The following is a 20,791-nucleotide window of genomic DNA, read 5'->3' as shown; positions in this document are numbered from 1 at the left end:
CTGTTTGCTAAGAATTGCTACGCAAATTGTAAATATTAAGCTTAAAATCACTTTCACCAAATTATTGTTTTATTAAGTTATATTAATATAATAACCCTTGTTAATTAAGTTTATAGTTTGATTGATGCAAAATTTTGTAGGTTTTATAAAACAAAAATCTATCAGCAGTTAATTTTATTTATTATTATTTTTTATAGCGTCTACAAGTTTATTCTTAGCTTTTATCAGAAATGAGTAGCAGAAGTATTAAAAACGACTAAACATACCAGAAAACAAGCTGTTAGCTTGCAGGGCATGCGCCACAATGCGATAATAGCAGACAATTTATAACCCTGATTTTTGAGGCGCAGTTCACTTAGCATCATTGCTAACTGTGATGACAGTCCTCGTCTATGTAGTCTATCGGAGTGTTAATGGCTCAATATATTTACACGATGAACAACGTGTCAAAACTTGTTCCGCCTAAGCGCGAAATCCTAAAGAATATCAATTTATCGTTTTTCCCGGGTGCCAAAATCGGCGTACTCGGTATCAACGGTTCTGGCAAATCGACGTTGCTACGCATCATGGCAGGCGTCGATACTGAATTTAGCGGTGAAGCACGCGCACAAACGGGTACTAAGGTTGGCTACTTACCGCAGGAGCCACAGCTTGATGATAGCAAAGATGTTCGTGGTAATGTCGAAGATGGCATGCGTGAAGCATTAGATGCGCTTGCCCGTCTCGATGCAATTTATGCTGAATACGCAGAGCCTGATGCCGACTTTGATAAGCTTGCTGAAGAACAAGGCAAGATGGAAGACATCATTCAAGCTTGGGATGCGCATAACTTGAATACTCAGCTAGAAAAAGCGGCTGATGCACTACGTCTGCCGCCATGGGATGCTGATGTTAGCAAACTGTCAGGTGGTGAAAAACGCCGTGTGGCCTTATGTCGTTTGTTATTGTCGCGCCCTGATATGCTATTGCTTGATGAGCCGACCAACCATTTGGACGCTGAATCTGTCGCTTGGCTTGAGCTGTTCTTACAGAACTATAGCGGTACGATCGTGGCCATTACCCATGACCGTTATTTCTTGGACAACGTTGCTCAGTGGATCCTAGAGCTGGACCGTGGTCATGGCTATCCTTATGAGGGCAACTACACTGAGTGGCTTGAGCAAAAGAATAACCGTCTTGAGCAGCAAAATAAACAAGAAGAATCATTTGCTAAAGCACTCAAAAAAGAGCTTGAGTGGATTCGTAAAAACCAAAAAGGTCAGCAGGCCAAGTCCAAATCTCGTGTACAGCGTTTTGAAGAGTTAAACTCACAAGAGTTCCAGAAACGTAACGAGACCTCTGAGATTTATATTCCACCTGGTCCACGTTTGGGCAACAAAGTCATCGAAGTCAATGATATCTCTAAGTCATTCGGTGATCGTTTGCTTTATGAAAACCTAAGCTTTAACGTCCCAGCGGGTGCTATCGTCGGTATCATCGGTCCAAATGGTGCAGGCAAAACCACACTATTTAATATGATTACCGAACGAGATACGCCAGATACAGGCTCGGTTGACTTGGGTGAAAGCGTTAAAGTCGCTTATGTCGGTCAGGTACGTGACAATTTAGATGATAATAAAACCGTCTGGGAAGAAGTGTCTGACGGCTTAGATATTATCACCGTTGGTGACTATACGACGCCAAGTCGCGCCTATATTGGCCGCTTTAACTTTAAAGGCTCAGACCAGCAAAAGCACGTCGGGCAGCTATCGGGTGGTGAGCGTAACCGTCTACAATTGGCAAAAACTTTGAAGCAGGGCGCCAACGTTTTGCTTCTTGATGAACCCTCAAACGATTTGGATATTGAGACCCTACGTGCGCTAGAGGATGCGATTCAAGTATTCCCAGGTACGGTCATGGTGGTCTCGCATGATCGCTGGTTCCTTGACCGTATCGCCACGCATATCCTAGCCTTTGAAGAAGAAGGGCCGATTTGGTATGACGGTAACTACACAGAATTTGAAGCGTATCGCAAAAAAACGATGGGTGACGATGCCGGTCCTAAGCGTATGAAGTATAAAAAGATTTCTACCTAGCTTGTCGGCTTAAAAACCTCAAGTTTTATACAATAAAAAAAGACCTCTAATTATTAGAGGTCTTTTTTATTAGCATATAAAGAAGCGAGAACGCCCTAACGCTTAAGACCAAATTTGCGCTGCTTTTTATTACTAATCTCAGTAATCGCATGGGCGATCTCTTCATCATCAAGACTGGCGATTTGCTGCAAAATTTGCATCATGTCAGGGCTTAGTACATATTTAGCATGATGAGCGATATCGTCAATACGCTGATCGAAGTTTAGCACGCCTGTGTCTTTATCTACTTGTAAGTAGTTCAGACGAGTCAGTGCTGTGACAAAACTTAAGAACAAGGAGCGATCAAAGAAATCAGGAATATCATCAGCATACAATACTGATAAACGTTGACCAAGCAGATGACAAAGATCAACTACTTCTTCTGTGGTCAAGTTTCCTGAGCCTTGTTGTGACAACAACGCCAAGGTCATAAAGTAACGCTCAAGACTCTGGGCAACAGGAGCGGCGAGGACTTCTAGCTGCTGATAACAGCTACTATTAGCATCTGGCACACTGAGCATGCCATCACCTAAGTCGATAATTAGGCCATGATCGATCAGGTTGTCGATTTTTTGATTAAGCGTATCCATCAGACCGTGCGCTGGATAGTATAAAAACAGCTCGCTTTGCAAGAAAGGATACATCTGAGTAACGATATCATCAAGACGGCTGCGACTCACGCGACCATTGCGTGCGACCAGTGCAGCTAAGAAAGACAATAGGATAAATACATGCAAAATGTTATTACGGAAATAGCTCAATAGCGCGGCTTGCTTGCCAGCGACTTGAATGATATCACCCAAAATATGCGGTATACGCTCAATAAGTTTGAGCTTGATACCATAGTCGATGATTTTTTGCGGGCTCATATCTGTGACGATAGTGTCATCAGAGTAGGGTATTTGACGCGCAATACCTTGATATAGGGCGATTTGTTCGCGGCAGATGTCTTCATCAAGAGCCGCTTTTGGCGCTGATAGTAAGACTAGAGACAGTAATGATACGGGATTGACGACCGCCGCTTTATTGATATGCTGCATGATCTTTACACCAATATTATCAACCATGGCACTGGCTTTTTCATCAAGTGGCGTATCGGTACGATCAGCGGGTAAGCTATCAGCAGGCACATCGAATTTTTGCATAAAGTCGCTTAGGTGCAGCGGTGTGCCAAAGCTTAAATGTACATTACCAAAAATACGCTCAATTTTGCGTCCAACTTTTAGTAACCCAATTAAGGATTCGGACTCTTTTGGCTTGCCTTTTAGCTCGCCGATATAAGTGCCACCTTCCATAATGCGCTCATAACCAATATAGGTCGGAATAAACACCACAGGTTTATTGGTTTGACGTAGCTGGCTATGTACTGTCATTGCTAGCATGCCCATCTTCGGTGGTAGCAGGCGTCCTGAGCGTGAGCGTCCGCCTTCTATAAAGTATTCAATCGGTGTATTACGGGTGATAAGGGTATGCATATACTCACGCAATACTGCGGTATAAAGCGCGTTACCACGAAAGCTACGACGAATATAAAAAGCCACAGCGCCGCGTAATAGAGGGCCTAATACGGGAACATCTAAGTTATCACCCGCTGCCACATAAGGAATGCTCAGACCGCGTTTATAGATAACGTAAGATAGAAGCAAGTAATCAACGTGGCTACGGTGACAGGGCACATAGATGATTTCATGATCGGTTGCAAGCTTGCGTACGCGCTCAAAATGATGGACGTCGACACCGTCATACAGCTGCGTCCATAGCCAAGTCAAAAATTTATCAAAGACGCGAATGATCGGGTGAGAGTAATCATTAACCATCTCATTTGCATAGTTTCTAGCAAGCCCGCGTGCTTCACGGACACTAATGCCTTTTTCATCCGCTTCGATCTGTGCAGCATGCTGGATAGCAGGCGAATAAACCAGCTTATCTACCAAGTTACGTCTATCTGATAAGTCAGGACCGAGCATAGTGGCGCGCTGATTATCAAGATAAGTATTGAGCTGCTGCTGTAATGTGCGTACCAACTCACGATTAGCGTCTGCTGCTGGAACTAATGTATGACGTGCGTCTCGGCTATCTGCACTATCAGCTACTCCGAGCTCATCTGCTTGTCCATCATGCAAGCTATCATAAATAATGGTACGTAAGTCTTTTGGCGCATGGAACTGGACAAAGGTATCGCGACCCATCACACCGATATTAAATAATTGCTTGGTAATACTTGGATCTTGCCAGTTATCTGCCATCAATAGCTTGAACAAGGAGTCCTCTTTTTCAGGCGCGCGGCCCCAAAGAATCGATACTGGTACCAGACGTATTTGTAAGTCTGGATGTTGTAGAATGGCCGCAACCAAACGTGAAAAGCGCGGCGATAGTTGATTGTCCTTGGCTTTGGGATGATGCAAAAATATGATAGCAGCATTTTCATTCACATCATGTATGCTGTCTTTGACACTCATCAGTGCAGGCGGCAGCTTATGTTCCCCAGTTTGCAGATCGATCAAAATACTATTGGAGCGCGAATAATCTTGTAGTACATAAAAGGTTAGCGTTTGATCGTCGGTATCGAATACTGGCAGCTCGCCCAAAAGCTTTGCTTTGACGGCGACATCAAGCGCCTGTCCCGATATCTTTCGGTACAGCTGATTGATAGGTGCCTTGGTATAAGTCGTCGCAGTTGACGACTTGCTAGCCTCAGAGGTGGCTTGCGCTTTGGGCGTTCGGTTTTTTAGGAGCTTGTTTTTTAGGAAACTGGGTATCATAATCAAAAGTCAGACTTTGCAAAATGTAATGCGCTTATGATGCCATAAAAGCGCTTAAAGCGATATATGGTGTCGGTATCTGTGCTGAATATATTATAAATGCCAATTTGTCTAAGGTAACACAACCTTGATATATCGTGATTGTATTAAGCGATAGAATATAAATAAAGTATGGGTACAAGGTATAACCGTCTGGTGTATGGTATTTATGATTATCGCTTTAATCCTATTATCCGTGTTTATTTTAAGTTTAATAAGAGTGCCTTATGACCCCTGCCATTAAGACTGCTAAGCAGCATCACCTTGATTATCAACTGCATGAGTATGTACACGATAGCAGTGCGACGTCTTTTGGTTTAGAGGCGGCTGACAAGCTCGGTATACAAGCTGCGCAAGTTTTTAAAACATTGGTGGTAGAGACAGATGCTGGCACGTTAGCTGTTGCTCTTGTGCCAGTCGATACCACCTTGAACTTTAAAAAAATGGCCAAAGCCCTTTCTTCTAATAAAGTGCTGCCCTGTAAAAAAGTGCAAATGGCTGATCCAAAGCGCGTTGCACGTAGTACAGGTTATGTGCTTGGCGGTGTCAGCCCGCTTGGGCAAAAGAAGCGTTTGATCACGATAATTGATATAACGGCTAAAGATCAGCCCACTGTCTATGTGAGTGCTGGCCGCCGCGGGCTTGAGATTGAGCTACCGCCATTACAACTGGCTAAAACGCTGACTGCTCTTTTTGAAGATATTGCTGATACATGATGGCTATTTTCAGAAATCCTATAAAATAATCAGACGTATTAAACTTGTCTTCATGCGTAAATTTTTAACTTATTATAAGGACGTATTCATGCCGCATTTAACTATCCAAGCATCTCCCAATGTCAGTATCTCTCACGAAGAGTCGTTACTCAAATCTCTAAATAAAGTATTATGGGATAGTGGTCATTTTGGTAAGCCAACTGATATTAAAGCGCGAATAATCCCTATCGATACGTTTTTGGTTGGAGTTGAGGATGATGAGCAAGCCCATGGTTTTATCTATGCACATTTAAAATTGATGCCAGGTCGTGACAGTAGTGTCCGTGAGCAATTGGCACAGCTATTGGTGGCTACGATAGAGGATACATTAGGCGAGGAGCAGTCGGGGCGAGCAGCGCTACAAGTATGCGTAGAAGTGGAGGAGATCAGTCCTATTTATCAAAAAAAGCTGCTTGGTAGCTAGCATTGTTTTTTAACTGAAAGCTTTTTAACTTTTATGTCATTTGAAATCATACTTGCTTATTTAATTACTTAAGTATAAAAAAAGCGCCCAGCTATTAAAAGTTGGGCGCTTTTTACTTTTCTTAATCTTAATTAAGCTTAAGTGCTAATTAAGATTAGTCTAAAAAGGCAAAGTTCTCGATATCCATTGCCGTCATACTTTCACTTGGTGCAACCATACTCTCAGCATGGCCTGATGTACGTGGCAAGATTTTGTCAAAATAAAACTCTGCCGTTTGGACTTTGGCTTTATAAAACTCTGGTGACTCAGTACCCCCATTTTTAAGCTTGTCATAAGCGACGGCTGCCATGCGCGCCCAGTGATAGCCCATCATTATGTAGCCTGAATACATTAAGAAGTCTTCTGAGGCCGCTGAGATCACTTCACGGTCTTTACGTGCCATGAGCATCAAGCGTACCGTAAGCGTGTTCCACTCGGCACATAGTTTAGTCAATGCCCAGACAAACTTACGCATGTCTTTATCGAGTGCATACTCGCCGCACCATTTCATAATGCTTGACGTGTAGTCACGGATGATTTTACCTTTAGACTGCAAGATAACCTTACGGCCTAATAGATCAAGTGCCTGTACACCAGTCGTGCCTTCATACAAGGTAGCGATACGGGCATCGCGAGCGATAAGCTCCATACCCCATTCTTTAATATAGCCGTGACCACCGTAGATTTGCTGACCATGTTTGGCCGCCTCGATACCAAGCTCAGTCAAGAAGCCTTTTAGGATTGGCGTATAAAAGCCTAGTTTATCGTCCCATTTTTCAAACTCATCATCATCACCATTAGCCACGCCTTGCGCCATTTTATCCGCATAACGCGCTGAGTGATAAATCATCGAGCGACCGCCTTCGGCAAAGGCTTTTTGGGTCAGTAGCATACGACGTACGTCAGCATGGTGAATGATGGCATCCGCAACTTTTTCAGGGTCTTTGGTCCCTGATAGGGCGCGCATAGAGCGACGCTCTTTGGCATAAGGTAGGGCATTTTGGAATGACAGCTCAGTATGGGCCAGCCCTTGAATACCAGTACCAATACGAGCAGTGTTCATAAAGGTGAACATCGCTTTGAGGCCTTTATTTGGCTCTCCAATCAGATAGCCGGCGGCATCATCAAAGTTCAATACACAAGTTGATGAAGAGCTGATGCCCATTTTGTGTTCGATAGAACCACAAGTGACGCCATTACGCTCGCCAACTTCGCCTTCATCATTAGGAAGGAATTTTGGTACGATGAATAATGAGATACCGCGGGTGCCTTCAGGTGCGCCAGGTAAGCGTGCTAGTACGATATGAATGATGTTTTCAGTCAAATCGTGTTCACCGCTTGAGATGAAAATTTTAGTACCGCTAATCTTATAACTGTCGTCCTCTTGCGGGATTGCTTTTGATTTGACTTGTCCCAAATCTGTACCGCATTGTGGCTCAGTTAGGCACATCGTACCTGCCCATGAGCCGTCAACCAATTTATGTAAATAAGTCTCTTTTTGCTCGTCAGTACCATATTGCATTAGCGTATTGATGCAACCTGTTGAGAGGCCAGGATACATTGCCCAAGGCCAGTTGGCTGTACCAATCATCTCAGCTTTAATCAGGTTAATAGACATGGGCAGGTTCATACCGCCGTATTCTTCAGGGTATGAAATGCCTTGCCAGCCGCCCTCAACAAACTGATTATAAGCTTCCTTAAAGCCTTTAGGAGTTGTCACGACGCCGTTTTCAAAATGACAACCTTCTGCATCAGCAGGCTGATAAAGAGGGGCTAAGACGTTTTCTGAAAAATCAGCCATGCCCTGTAAAATCATATCGATGGTTTCAGGGTCAGCATTTGCGCCATTGTCTAAGTCTTTATAATGCGTTTGAAAGTCAAATACATCGTTAATCAAAAACTTAATATCACGTAAAGGAGCTTTGTAAGTTAACATAGTTGATCTCTTTATTTGGTTTGCTCTAGTACGACCGATGGCTGGTTTTTATAAGCTTGTATTCGTATTAGAGATAAGAATGGATAAATACGGTTGGTTATCGCTATTAGATTATTATCGTTATAATCACAATGTACTGAGTAAAATGACAAGCTATGTGAATACTGGTCATATGTATATGATTAGTATAAATGTTCTTTTGAGACAAATATACAATGCATAATTAATTTTCATGACTTGATGGTTTAGATATTAATTTAATTTATCAAATAGCAATAGGTTTCTTAATATAGAAGAGGATTGCGATGGTTAGGGCTGTCTAACTTAAGCTATGAACAGTAAGCACAAACAATGTATGAGGGTAATAATTTATGAACGTGTATGGGTTCTTCACATCGCTAAAACAGAAGGGACAATAAATGCTCGCTTATATTAAGCATTTAATTCGTGGAGAGCTTGATCATTTGCTCACGGTCAATCGAAGCCGCCGACCATGGCATATGCCGATCATCGCTGCTATAGCCATCAGTTTTCCAGTCTTTGTTGGCGCATATTTTGGGGTACTACATGCAGGGATTAAGGCGTCTTTAGGAGCCATGGTTATATTAAACTTACCATTTGTAGGCGGGTTGCCTTATCGTTTAGTGACGGTGATGGCGTGGAGCTTTGCGATGACGCTTTGCTTTGCGCTCGGACTGATTGCGCAGCAAGTGCCCTTACTAAAACTACCAGTATTTGCGCTGATTGCCTTTAGCGTTGTTGTTTTCGGTCGCTATTATCGTCAGCCGCCGCCTGCCGGACTGTTTGTCATGATGGCGGGTGCAATTGCTCTATTCATTCCTGTTTCAGCTGAAAAGATATTATCAGCCACTGGGCTTGTGATGTTGGGCAGTGGTTTTTCAATGTTTATGGCACTTTTATATACGCTGTTTTTATTAGTGACGCGCCCCTCTACTGCTGTGCCAGAGTATCGTTATGAGCCAGATATAATCAGTGACAGTATCATCGTTGCAAGTTTTGTTAGCTTGGCATTATCGATAGCAGTGCTGCTAGACATGCCTTATCCATACTGGGCTGCGGTCAGTTGTTTTATTATTATTCAAGGCATACAAATGCGCACGATATGGATTAAACAGCTGCATCGTCTGCTGGGTACCTTAGTAGGTATGATGGTTGCCGGCTGGATGTTGTCTTGGAATCTATCAATGTGGGAGGTGGCGCTCGCAATACTGCTTATGATGCTGTGTATTGAATCGCTGGTTGATCGACATTACGGACTGGCCGTAATACTGATCACTCCGTTAACGATATTTATCGCTGAGTATGGCAGTGTTACCTCGCTTGCGCAGGCGAGTGTCCAAGAGATTATTCGGGCGCGAATGCTCGATACTGCGCTAGGCTGCGCGGTAGGCTTGAGTGGAGGGCTGGCGATACATTCAGTCAAGCTACGCGTACCGCTACGGCGCATAGAAAAATGGCTATTAGTACGTTTTTCATCTTCGCCCTAATAGCACTTTATGGTTACGAGCCCCTTATTGCTTCTTATTTGCTTGAATCGCAGTGGTCGCTTGAGTCACATCGATACTATGAGCGGTCCAACGCTCAAAGCTTAATGCAGCTTGGCCGATGAGCATCCCATAACCGTCTGAGGTTTGCGCGCCGCGCGCGGCGAAATGCTGCAAAAAGGGCAGTGCGCGTCCATACATCATATCGTAGGCATAGTGGCAGTCTAAACTTTGCTGAAGTGGTAAAGTCTCGCCTGTTAGCCCAATGGAAGTAGCGTTGATAATCAAGTCGAACTGCCCTGTCAGCTCAGTCGTTGCACACATGGCGATGGGGTGATTGTTAATCGTCTCACTGGCTGCGCTAAGCTCATCGACCAATACTTCAGCTTTACTCAACGTTCGATTCGCAAGGGTCAGTTGTCCAATACCTGCTTGAATCAGTGGCAGTATCACCCCACGTGCTGCGCCGCCTGCGCCAATGATAGCGACACGAGCGTTTGTAAGCGGCCAATCTAAGCTCATCATATGATTGACCAAACCTTGACCGTCGGTATTATCACCATATAGCGTCTTATCTTTTGACGAATCATCACTGACTAATAGTAACGTATTGACCGCGCCTGCGATACGCGCATGTTCAGACAGACCGCCTTGAGATTGACAAGATGCGTAAGCGAGTTGTTTAAAAGGTACTGTCACATTGGCACCCACGCCGCCACCATTAAAAAACGCCTCAACAACTGCGTTGAAGCTTGCGGCATCATCAGGACAATATTGACGTTGATAGCTAATATCAATACCCACTTGCGCGGCAAATACTTGATGAATCTCCGGGGATTTACTATGAGCAATAGGATTGCCAATAACGATAAAATGCTGGGTCATAAACGGTCCACTAGCGCTGTAGTCAATATAAATAATAAAAGTCGGTGCACTGTAGCTATAAAATGTCTTGCTTATTGTACGCTTTGCCAGACAGAGGATTCATAAAATTTATCTGAGTAACTCTGCAAGTCTTTTAGATTGTATTCATGATAACAAAGAAATAATAAGCAGCAAGAGAGAGAAAATCAAACAGTGCTTACTCATCATAGGGGATAACAATGTTTTTAACAAATTTGCACCTTCTACGATTGTTATCCGTAACGTAAAGGCTAGTCAAGCGCTGGGCAGTTGGGTACACTGTTGGCATAATGGCATTATAATTATGACAGTAAAGAGCGGCACAATGAGCCAAGCTTAAGCTAATAAATGGCGCATTTATTGCAAGCGCACTTGTTATAGAAGTTGTCGTATAAGTATAACTGAAGCATAGAATATTTATCATATAGGTCGTTGCTTGACCGCATTTATGATATCGATAGCCTATGACAGTAATAACAATATGTATTGATAATGCACCGTGTAGATAACTATTCTTTTCATTATTGGCAAGCCGCACCATTAACGGCTGGTTAATATAATTTATACCCAAAAAGTGTGAGTAAATTGCCCATGTGGAATAACAGCCTACAGACCTTTGCGGTCAGTATAGTGATAGCAGCTGGTGTCTCATTGAGCGCGTGTAATGCCCCAACGCAAGAAACCCCCTCTGAGGCAGTGTCTGATAGTACAGCTGAGCAGGCCAAACCTGAACAAGCAAATCCTACGCCAGAGACAGATTTGGATGGTGCGACAGTTGAGCAAGGCACGCCAGTCAAATATGATGTTTCTTCATGGGGTGACAAACAAGTCCAGCCTGTAAGCGTACAAGAGGTCGATCAAATAAAATCAACGTTTGGCAAGGTCGTCACCACTGATGAGAATAGCTTGGACTACGCCAGTAACCCGGCAGTCAAGTACCGTTTTATGGATACAGATGCGCCTTATCTGGACTTGATTGACTCTGAAAAGTATCTTGAGCTTGGTTGGTACTTTGCCAATCCTACTGACTCAGATAAAGAAAAAGAGCTGAGCATAGCCCATGCGAAAAAATCCTATCAGCTTGCGCGTCAGCTTATGAATGATGATGGCGGAAAAGTCATCTCAGATATGCTCAGAGGACAAATCATAAAAAATAAAACCATTGGTGGACAAAAGATAGAGCTGGGTAAATGCGAGTTTTATAGTTGTATGCTGGTGTTAAATAAGTCAGGTGAACAGCAAGCGGAAGAAAGCTAGTTATGATGGCTAAGCTCGATAACAGCGAATCCAATAACAGTCAGTTTATTAACCATGCTTCTATCACTAACTACGCCTCTACATGGCAGCGTCTATATCCGCAGTCTGATAATATGGTTGCGAATGCAAATAATAGCGTCATCACCCCAGACAATCGCGGGCTGGCTTATGGAGATGGGTTTTTTACTACTATTGGCGTCATCGATGGCTCGATATTGTGGCCAGACTATCATCACCAAAGACTGCTCTCTCATGCCCATGCATTGCAATTAGCTGTCGATAGCGACTCGCTACTCGCCACTTTGCAAGCCCACGCTCAGCAGCTACAGCAAGGTATTATAAAAGTCATCGTCACGCGTGCTGTACAAGCTGTGCGCGGTTATGGTTTTGCAGCAGATATGGTAGGTAGTCCTTGTGAAGTCTGGTGTAAAGCAACGGCAATGTCTATCGATACCGCGCAACATACTCAGCTGCCAGAGGGACGCAGCGTATTGATACAACCTACTACATCAGCCGTATGTCTAACCGCACAACTTGCTTGCTTGCCGCCACCGTTAGCGGGACTCAAAAGCCTTAATCGACTGGATAATGTACTGGCGAGCGGTGAGCTCCAACGTCTTAAAGCCAAATCGTTAAAATCTAATGCAGAATTGGGCGTTGGTGAAGGGATAGGCATTGGCGAAGGATTAGTACGCGATATAAGCGGCAGTTGGGTGGAGGGCACGATGAGCAATGTCTTTTATCAGTTGTCTAACGCCCAATCGACTGACTCTAGCGATAAAGCTAAAGCCAATTATCCTGATGATTCTCTATTATCAGGTCAGTGGTTTACACCGCCGTTGACGCAATCCGGTGTCGCTGGGGTGATGCGCCAAGTCATTATTGATGCATTCGCTAAGACCAAGACGCCAGTGATTGTGCGCGCATTAAATGATGATGATTTGCCAAATTTAAACCAGATATTTTTTTGTAATGCTTTGCGCGGGGTGATGCCAGTGAAAAGTTTGGCTTTGTTGTCGGGAGAAGTAGTAGAGTTTGGTTAGTCGATTACTCTTCTGCAAATATAATAAATTTGGTATCGAGCATATCATCAGGATATAACACAATATCTTCATTTCTATATTTTTCGCTCGCTTTTAATATAGCAGTTTCGCCATTCTCAGCAGTCACTTCTATTAGAGCGCTCATTGTCTCAATAATTTCTATTTGATAAACCTTCAACTCTTTTTCGTTTGTCATAATTATTCTCACTTTTGCTAATTATTTGTGCTGCTGATCGTAGCAAACGAATTCAAAAGAAGTGATCGTCTTTTGTTACGTGGACTTGTGTAATAGAAGAGGACAGCTTAAATCTGAGTGATATAACGAAACACGATTAGTATAATTTCCGATAATGTCCACGACCTAAAAACTCAATAATGCCTTTATCCCGTAGCACTTGTAATTGCTGGCGGATTTTATCGTGAACGTGGTTATTATCAGGATGTTTGAGTTGTAATGCATCTGCAAAAGCATAGACCTGTTTTAGAGAAAACTTATCATCAAGTCTGTCAATACATTGCCAAATATCTAATGTCCAGCCGCGTGAGTCTAGCGATTGCTTACGTAAGAATAGCGTTTTTTGAAATTGTTGAGTAACGTTATCGCGCGCAATGACTTTTTGATTCTTTACTAAAAACACTTTTCCTGATTCTGGCACTTTACGCAAATCGATATTGCAACCAACCCAACCAGCACGCTTAGCAGTAACTGATAACGGTTTACGCTTGATGATAATGTCTGGTTTAAAGAACTGCTTAGGGATAATTAAGAAGCTATTAACAGTAAATTCTGCTGAGTAAGTCAGAAAGAAAAAACTAGGATTATCCTCGCTATTAATGCGCTTAATCATAGTGTCATAAGCGCCATCATTGATAATGTTGCTTAGTTTCGCTTTTTTACTTTTTAGCTCAAATTGTTCGCTACAACCATCACAGTAAAAGTCAGCAACAGGTTGATTGTTAGCAAATTCAATTAAAGGCTGAGCGCTACAATTGGGACAATAGCTTTGCTTCGCGACCCAGTCTTCACTTAATACTCTAATGATTTGGCTAGGTGACTTATAAGCGCTGACAAGCTGTTGATTAAAGTTTAAATCCATAACAAAAAATCTTTATTTAAATATGTCCGATAGAATAATAGCCACTAAGCCATAAAACCTTTTACAAACGCTAAGATATCTCACAAGATAAGCAAATAACATTGAAAAGCACACGGTTCAATGCTAAATTCTAGCAAACATCTGCCTCGCGAGTTGCCATGAGCAAGCCTACACCTGAAATACCTCCTGAACGTCCAAATGATCCTGCATCAGACAAGCGAGACGGCACTATTAACGATCCTGCTAAGACATCTACAGACTCTGATAATGATGACAAAGCACCAGCGACAGATATTTCGCTTATCAATGGAAGAAACACTCCGCGTGAGTACAAAAAAGACAACCAGTCGTTTTTTATGCAGCGTGGCTATCAGATTTTATTGGTATTGGGACTGATTGCCGCCTTTTTATTGGTGATGGTTTATCAAACGTTGTTTGGTCGTATCGAGCAGCCCAAGCAAAAGGTGACGATTGAACAGGGCGACACTTATTATGGCTTGCTTCCGCAGTGGCAACAGCAAATCCCGCTGTTTTCTGCCAGTATTGCCAAGTTTTATATCAAGTCGCAAGTAGATGCACCGCTGCATGCAGGTATCTATCAGTTGCCAGAGAATCCGACGATAGCAGAAGCATTGCACGTCTTGCAACAAGGTGCGAAGGTGGCGATGGTAAAAGTACAAGTCATCGAAGGCAAAACCGCTAAAGACTTGTATCAAAATCTACGCGACAACCCAGGCATCAAAAAAGAAGTACTGACCGCCGATAGTGACAATGCCAGTATCGCAGAAGCGCTGGATCTGGTGGGTATAATGCCTGATTCAGTGATCAATAGTGACGACCCTATTGTGAGATATAATCTTGAAGGCTGGTTCACTCCTGATACCTATTATTATGGCGAAGATGCCAGTGACAAGCAGGTGTTGACAGATCTCTATAAGCGCCAGCAACAAGCACTGACCCTAGCTTGGGAGAACCGTGCAGCCGATTTGCCGTATAAGACGCCTTATGAAGCATTGATTATGGCGTCGATTATCGAAAAAGAAACCAGTGTGCCTGAAGAGCGTGAGCTGGTAGCCGCTGTGTTTACCAATCGATTAAATAAAGGAATGCGCATGCAGACGGACCCGACCATTATTTACGGTATGGGCAGTCGCTACGATGGCAATATCCGCCGTCAAGATATCGATGAAAAAACATCGTATAATACTTATCAAATCGATGGTTTGCCGCCCACGCCTATCGCGCTGCCATCTGCTGCCTCTATCGAAGCCACATTGCACCCAGCTGATAGCGAAGCCTTATATTTTGTGGCGACAGGCAATGGAGGTCATAAGTTTACCAATAGCTTGGACGAGCATAACCAAGCGGTAAGAGAGTACTTAAAAGTCATGCGTGAAAGAAAGTCTCAAATACCGCCAGAGTAAGAGAGTAGCAACGAATCTTGGTTACAAGCGTTAAACGCTCGATAACCATTTTTATTTTGCACAAAAATAAGTAACACAATTTTGAAATACAAGGCAATACCATGTCAGTACCTATAAATACGCAAGCGACTCAACTGGCTACTGATAAGGAAGCATCCGACATAGACACAGTGAGCGAAAGAGGGCGCTTTATTAGCTTTGAGGGTACCGAAGGGGTGGGTAAAACAACCGCTATTGAGCAGCTTTGCTCGCGTTTAGAAGCAGCGGGTATTGACTATCTGCGGACACGTGAGCCCGGCGGTAGTCCATTCGCTGAGCGTCTGCGTGCCATTTTATTAGACCCTACGACCGACATCAACGATGACACTGAGCTACTGCTATTGTTTGCCGCCCGCTGTGATCATATTCAGCAAGTGATTGCCCCAGCATTACAACGCGGTACTTGGGTCATCTGTGATCGCTTTACGGACTCTACTATCGCCTACCAAGGCTTTGGCCGTGCGCAGGGCGATAGTGAAGTATTGACAAAAATAGAAACGCTTATCGCACAGTTTGTCCCAAGGTTGCCTGAGCTGACACTTTGGCTGGATTTACCTGTGCTTGAGGGTATGAGCCGTGCAGGCAAACGTAGCGTGGCCGATCGTTTTGAGCAGCAGGCGCTGGATTTTTTTACGCAAGTGTATAGAGGGTTTGATACGCTTGCTACTGCACATCCTGAGCGTATTCGTCGCATTGATGCGTCAGGTACTGCCAAGGAGGTTAGCGCACGTATATGGCAAGAGGTCGAGTCTCAGTTTAAGGTTAATTAACGATGCTGTTATTCGATGCTATGATTTAACTTTACGATTCAACGTGATTGGTAGATGTTCGAAATGCTTTAGTTGTTAATTAATAACGGTTAACGAGCAACTATTAAACTAATAGATATAAAAAACCCTAGCTATTATAAGCTGGGGTTTTTCTATTGCCTTAGAACAAAATACTCTTACTAAGCTAAACGCTTTTACTGCTTATCTGAACTGTCATCAGCTTTTATCTCGACGGTGTCAGTCTTAGCATCAGTCTCTTTATCAGCAGTAGTATTTTTATCCGTATCAGGTAGACGATTCGGATCGAGCGAGCCTTTTTTATTCTTGGGTGCACTGCCACTACCATTAGCGTTGGCTTTTAATGCAGCGACTGAGCCTGACACTTTTTGCGCGGGCTTTGTCGTCTCAGTAGCTTTATTAGCGGCTTTAGAGGATGCAATGGCATTCTCTTGACTATTGGTTACAGGGCTGATCGATTTTTCTTTGGCAGTCACGTTATCTGACTCTGTCAGCGAATCTGCTGCTGATGTAGCGTTTGACTGTGCCGGTTGGCTTTGACTCTGGTCATCTAAATCAGCTTTCGTTGCTGTTGCGTTATCTTGTTCAGATTCATCGGCCAGCTCTTCAGTCATCTCTTTTTCTTTGCGTTTTTCAGGCGCTTTAGAGTTGGCTTCAAAATGTGCATCAGCGACGGCACGTGCTTGTACTTGTTTGTCAGTCACGTCTACAGGTTTTGGTTGTATATCGTCATCGACGACCAAAGCGACCAGCTTACGATCACGGGGCACAACACCATCGAATTTGTCCGTGATCACACTCAGCTTGCCTTCTTTATCGAGTGTATATAAAGGGACAAATTGTTTGTTATCCGCTTTGTATTGCTCAAAGCTATAGCTGTCAGTGATATTGGTAATCTTGATACGTGCCTTTTTAGATAGCATGCTGGCAAGCTTGGTGTAAGTAACGTCTTTGCCAAACAGCCACTGAGAATGGAAGTTTGATTGTTTAGTATCGCGCTCATTTTTGACTTTTTCGTCGCTGAACTTTAGACGAAATATCTTTTGTTCACCGAATTCATGACGATAATGTATCTCAGATAAGGTGTTTAGCTCTTTATCTGTACTCATGGCAAACAAATGACCGATACCGATCAGATCGAGATGATGGTCAGCGTGATCCGAGACTGGATTACCAAAATAAGTGCGTAGGCCACTCATACGAGCACCGGCGATATTGGTATAGTTGTTGTGCGCTACGATCACATCAAAGCCCTGATCTCGTAAAGACGTCGCTACTAATAACGCGATGGGGTTTGAGCCGACGACCAAAATGCCGTTGGTAGCAGGCTCACGCACGCCCAGCAAATTACCAACCATTTTTGCGCCCAAGCCTTGGATCATAACCGTGCCAATGATGACCATAAAGACCAGCGGTACTAATAGCTCAACACCTTGAATATCATACTCTTGTAGACGAATGGCAAACAGTGATGAGATGGCGGCGGCGACGATACCACGCGGACCAATCCAGCTAATCATCAGCTTTTCATTGGTCTTTAAGTTGGAGCCAATAGAAGACGCCCAAACAGAGAGCGGACGCGCGATGAACATCACGATGGCCAGCAATATAATCCCTGCAAAACCTACACTCATAAGACTTGCCAGCTCTACACGAGCCGCAAGAATAATGAATAATACGGAGATCAATAAAACAGTCAACGACTCGTTAAATTCCAAAATCGTATCGCGCGGGAAGTTTGGCCAGTTCGCCAGTGCCACGCCAAGTACAGTCACGGTTAAAAGACCAGACTCGTGCTCTAAATGGTTCGATATCGAAAATAGTACTAAGACAAAGGCGAGGGTAAAGACATTGCGTAAAAACTCAGGCACCATATGACGACGCATTAAGAACGCCAATACCCACGCGCCCGCCATACCAAGCGCTGTCGCTAAAACCACAATCTTAGCAAATAGCAAAAGACTGCTGGCCTCACCGCCTGAGATGATGTACTCATACACCAATACCACGGCAATCGCACCGATAGGATCGATGATGATACCTTCCCACTTGAGGATATTAGAGATGGTTTTATTTGGACGTACACTACGTAGTAACGGCATAATCACCGTTGGCCCAGTCACACAAACCAGCGCACCAAATAATAACGCAATCAAAGGGTCGACATCGAACAATAAATAGGTCGATAGCGCCACTACCGCGATGGTAATGACCACCCCGATTGACACCAGCATCTGCACCACGGTTCCATGCTGCTTGATTTCATCAAACTCAAGTGTCAACGAGCCTTCAAACAAAATAATGGCCACACCTAAAGAGATAATAGGGAACATAAGCTCGCCTAAAACCAAATCAGGGTCAAAGTAACCCAATACTGGACCGACAATAATGCCGATCAGCAACAAAAACAAAATGGACGGTTGCTTTAAGTACCAAGCCAACCATTGGGCCGCGATGCCGATCCCAACCACGCCGGATAACAATAGGGCGGTATCCATAAATTAATCCTTTTATAAGCTTGTCATACTGCACATACGTTAGGGGGACGCTTACAATCTAATAGCGGCTCTTGATAAGCGTAAAATAGACCCTAACTTTTATGATAGTAAATAGTTATTGCAAACGGTAACAACGGTTTTTTTTATGACGATTGGTTATCATACAGGGGTAGTTATGCCATATAACGTAATCGGCAAAAATAGTAGTAGAAATCTATATAATAGGAAAAAGCGTTCAAAAGCAGTTACAAGTCATCTTATAATGCACAAACAGACAGGGCAAACCAATAGAAACAAAGACTAGCACATGATAATTTCATAGAAAATGACTGCGTATTATTTATAAACTTTTGTTTATTATTGAATTTATTTGGTTTGTTATCATACCATGATTTTATTTTGCTTGTGCGAAACGTGTTATAGGTATAAACACAACAAGCAATTAGTGGTAGTAGAGAATGACGATACGAGTTAACACCTTACAAACGAATTTTTCTATATACTCGTTTAGGTATCTTGTTTACGTATAAAGCAGTAGGGACATAGCCATGACAACTGTTCTCCTACATAATACAAACGGCGTTTATCCAATCATAGTGCGTATTGGTTTGGGTAGTCTAGAGAAAACGAGTCAAACAGGCTATATAAGTAAATCAAGAAAATAGAAGACAAAATGTTTAAACGTCTAAAAGGGAGAGTAATGAGATGAAGGGCCAATCACAATTTCATCAGCTACAGGGCAAACTACAACGCAGAATACTGACAGCGATCTTAAGCACAGCGATGACCACAAGTGTCAGCGCGTTAGCTATCAGTGTTATGACTGTCTCTAGTGCGCAAGCTGCCGTCATTACTACTGATTTCTCCGATCTTGTACAGCAAGTAACACCAGGCGTGGCACGGGTCAATGTAACCAAGACCGTCAGTGAGGCTGAGCTGGCAAAAGCCCAGACTGCTGACTTATTGCGCAAGTTCTTTGGTGACCGCGTACGTATCCCTGAACAGGCGGTGATACCAGCAATTGAACATGCTTATGGCACTGCGTTTTTTGTGACCTCTAACGGTTATATGCTTACCAATCATCATGTAGTAGAAGGCGCAGATAACATTACTGTCACTTTAAATGACCGTACAGAGCTTGATGCGACGCTGATTGGGAGTGATGAGCGCTCAGATGTAGCGGTACTAAAGGTATCGGGTAGGCAGTTTCCAGCGCTACCTATTGGCGACTCTAATCTTATAAAAGTCGGTGAGCCTGTATTGGCGATTGGCTCACCATTCGGCTTTGATTACTCAGCATCCGCTGGTATTGTGAGTGCTAAGTCGCGCAGCTTCTCACGCGAGACCAGTGTCCCTTTTATCCAAACAGATGTGGCACTCAATCCTGGTAACTCAGGTGGGCCACTATTTAACCAGCGCGGTGAAGTCATCGGTATCAACTCACGGATTTTTAGCGGTACAGGGGGCTATATGGGTTTGTCGTTTTCCATCCCGATAGATGCGGCGATAGATATTTATGAGCAGCTCAAATCTAACGGTGAAGTGGCGCGTGCTTATCTGGGCATCTATCCGCAGGATATCGACCGTAACTTGGCCGAGGTCTATCAGTTGGCACGGCCACAAGGTGCGCTGTTGACCCGCGTATCGCCAGATTCACCTGCGCAGAAGGCGGGGCTTAAAACAGGTGATATTATTTTGCAGTATAATGATAGCAAAATCATGCGAGCATCAGACCTATTAAACCTCATTAATCGCGCGCGTCCCAATGACGCTTTTCGCGCACAAGTACAACGTAACGGTAAGCAGTTGACGCTATCCGGTAAGCTTAGTCAGGCTCCAAGTGATGTCCAAGCTCAGGGCCGTGATCAGCAAAATAACGAAGTGCGCGTAGGCCTGCGTCTGCGTAACCTCACGCCAGATGAGCAAGCGGAGCTTGCAACCGATGATAAGACTGGCGTACTCGTTACCGCTGTTGACCCGACAGGACTGGCTGCGCGTTCAGGTATCATGGCAGGGGATATCATCACCAATTTGAATCAAAAGCCTATAGCCACTGCAAGCGATTTCTCTGATGCCATCTCGTCGCTACCGACTAAAGGGGTGGTGACCATTGAAGTGATGCGTCAGGGAATACCAGCGATTATTGGACTGCGTATCGAGTAGGGCCA

Annotated in this window: 15 protein-coding genes; 9 read left to right on the top strand and 6 right to left on the bottom strand. The window is 43.7% G+C overall.

What is annotated here, in order from left to right:
- Positions 1 to 413: 413 nt before the first annotated feature.
- Positions 414 to 2,075 carry an energy-dependent translational throttle protein EttA gene (gene ettA / locus ACTXGH_RS04670; protein WP_299218593.1) on the top strand — a complete coding sequence of 554 codons (1,662 nt, stop codon included), beginning with the start codon at positions 414 to 416 and terminating at the stop codon, positions 2,073 to 2,075.
- A gap of 95 nt (positions 2,076 to 2,170) precedes the next feature.
- Here the strand turns inward: ettA and plsB are convergent, their stop codons facing one another.
- Positions 2,171 to 4,876: a glycerol-3-phosphate 1-O-acyltransferase PlsB gene (plsB, locus tag ACTXGH_RS04665; protein ID WP_439297156.1), complete on the bottom strand. Its 2,706-nt coding sequence runs from the start codon at positions 4,874 to 4,876 to the stop codon at positions 2,171 to 2,173.
- Between the two features lie 266 nt (positions 4,877 to 5,142).
- On the opposite strand from plsB, the gene ybaK reads away from it, so the two are divergent.
- Complete coding sequence (gene ybaK / locus ACTXGH_RS04660; RefSeq protein ID WP_439297145.1) at positions 5,143 to 5,631, top strand: Cys-tRNA(Pro) deacylase; 489 nt, start codon at positions 5,143 to 5,145, stop codon at positions 5,629 to 5,631.
- 88 nt (positions 5,632 to 5,719) lie between these two features.
- Complete coding sequence (locus ACTXGH_RS04655) at positions 5,720 to 6,094, top strand: 5-carboxymethyl-2-hydroxymuconate Delta-isomerase (protein ID WP_439297146.1); 375 nt, start codon at positions 5,720 to 5,722, stop codon at positions 6,092 to 6,094.
- 154 nt (positions 6,095 to 6,248) lie between these two features.
- On the opposite strand, the gene ACTXGH_RS04650 is transcribed toward ACTXGH_RS04655, so the two are convergent.
- Positions 6,249 to 8,069: an acyl-CoA dehydrogenase C-terminal domain-containing protein gene (locus ACTXGH_RS04650; protein ID WP_439297147.1), complete on the bottom strand. Its 1,821-nt coding sequence runs from the start codon at positions 8,067 to 8,069 to the stop codon at positions 6,249 to 6,251.
- A 419-nt stretch (positions 8,070 to 8,488) separates the two neighbouring features.
- On the opposite strand from ACTXGH_RS04650, the gene ACTXGH_RS04645 reads away from it, so the two are divergent.
- Positions 8,489 to 9,577 (top strand): FUSC family protein, encoded by a 1,089-nt coding sequence (locus tag ACTXGH_RS04645; protein ID WP_439297148.1) that lies wholly within the window; start codon positions 8,489 to 8,491, stop codon positions 9,575 to 9,577.
- A 24-nt stretch (positions 9,578 to 9,601) separates the two neighbouring features.
- Here ACTXGH_RS04645 and aroE read toward each other — a convergent pair whose 3' ends face one another.
- Entirely contained in the window at positions 9,602 to 10,459 is an 858-nt protein-coding gene (aroE, locus tag ACTXGH_RS04640) for a shikimate dehydrogenase (RefSeq protein ID WP_439262360.1), read from the bottom strand.
- A 609-nt stretch (positions 10,460 to 11,068) separates the two neighbouring features.
- On the opposite strand from aroE, the gene ACTXGH_RS04635 reads away from it, so the two are divergent.
- Positions 11,069 to 11,734 carry a hypothetical protein gene (locus tag ACTXGH_RS04635; RefSeq protein ID WP_439297149.1) on the top strand — a complete coding sequence of 222 codons (666 nt, stop codon included), beginning with the start codon at positions 11,069 to 11,071 and terminating at the stop codon, positions 11,732 to 11,734.
- Positions 11,735 to 11,736: 2 nt separating this feature from the next.
- Positions 11,737 to 12,777: an aminotransferase class IV gene (locus ACTXGH_RS04630; RefSeq protein ID WP_439297150.1), complete on the top strand. Its 1,041-nt coding sequence runs from the start codon at positions 11,737 to 11,739 to the stop codon at positions 12,775 to 12,777.
- A 4-nt stretch (positions 12,778 to 12,781) separates the two neighbouring features.
- On the opposite strand, the gene ACTXGH_RS04625 is transcribed toward ACTXGH_RS04630, so the two are convergent.
- Positions 12,782 to 12,973, bottom strand: coding sequence for a DpnD/PcfM family protein (locus tag ACTXGH_RS04625; protein ID WP_439297151.1), 192 nt, complete (start codon positions 12,971 to 12,973; stop codon positions 12,782 to 12,784).
- A gap of 136 nt (positions 12,974 to 13,109) precedes the next feature.
- Positions 13,110 to 13,874, bottom strand: coding sequence for a DpnI domain-containing protein (locus ACTXGH_RS04620; protein WP_439297152.1), 765 nt, complete (start codon positions 13,872 to 13,874; stop codon positions 13,110 to 13,112).
- 158 nt (positions 13,875 to 14,032) lie between these two features.
- Between ACTXGH_RS04620 and mltG the strand changes: the two genes are divergently transcribed.
- A complete protein-coding gene (gene mltG, locus ACTXGH_RS04615; protein ID WP_439297153.1) occupies positions 14,033 to 15,298 on the top strand; it encodes an endolytic transglycosylase MltG in 1,266 nt (421 codons plus the stop codon).
- A gap of 101 nt (positions 15,299 to 15,399) precedes the next feature.
- The gene (gene tmk, locus ACTXGH_RS04610; RefSeq protein WP_439297154.1) at positions 15,400 to 16,107 is read left to right on the top strand and encodes a dTMP kinase; all 708 of its coding nucleotides are present in this window, start codon (positions 15,400 to 15,402) and stop codon (positions 16,105 to 16,107) included.
- A 194-nt stretch (positions 16,108 to 16,301) separates the two neighbouring features.
- Here tmk and ACTXGH_RS04605 read toward each other — a convergent pair whose 3' ends face one another.
- Positions 16,302 to 18,623, bottom strand: coding sequence for a cation:proton antiporter (locus ACTXGH_RS04605; RefSeq protein ID WP_439297155.1), 2,322 nt, complete (start codon positions 18,621 to 18,623; stop codon positions 16,302 to 16,304).
- A gap of 783 nt (positions 18,624 to 19,406) precedes the next feature.
- Here ACTXGH_RS04605 and ACTXGH_RS04600 point away from each other — a divergent pair.
- Positions 19,407 to 20,786 carry a Do family serine endopeptidase gene (locus ACTXGH_RS04600; RefSeq protein ID WP_439262608.1) on the top strand — a complete coding sequence of 460 codons (1,380 nt, stop codon included), beginning with the start codon at positions 19,407 to 19,409 and terminating at the stop codon, positions 20,784 to 20,786.
- Positions 20,787 to 20,791: the final 5 nt, after the last annotated feature.

Origin of the sequence: Psychrobacter sp. 1Y10 (genome assembly GCF_052259005.1) — a bacterium.
Taxonomy (GTDB): Bacteria; Pseudomonadota; Gammaproteobacteria; order Pseudomonadales; family Moraxellaceae; genus Psychrobacter; species Psychrobacter saeujeotis.
This window is presented reverse-complemented; position numbering and strand designations above follow the sequence as displayed.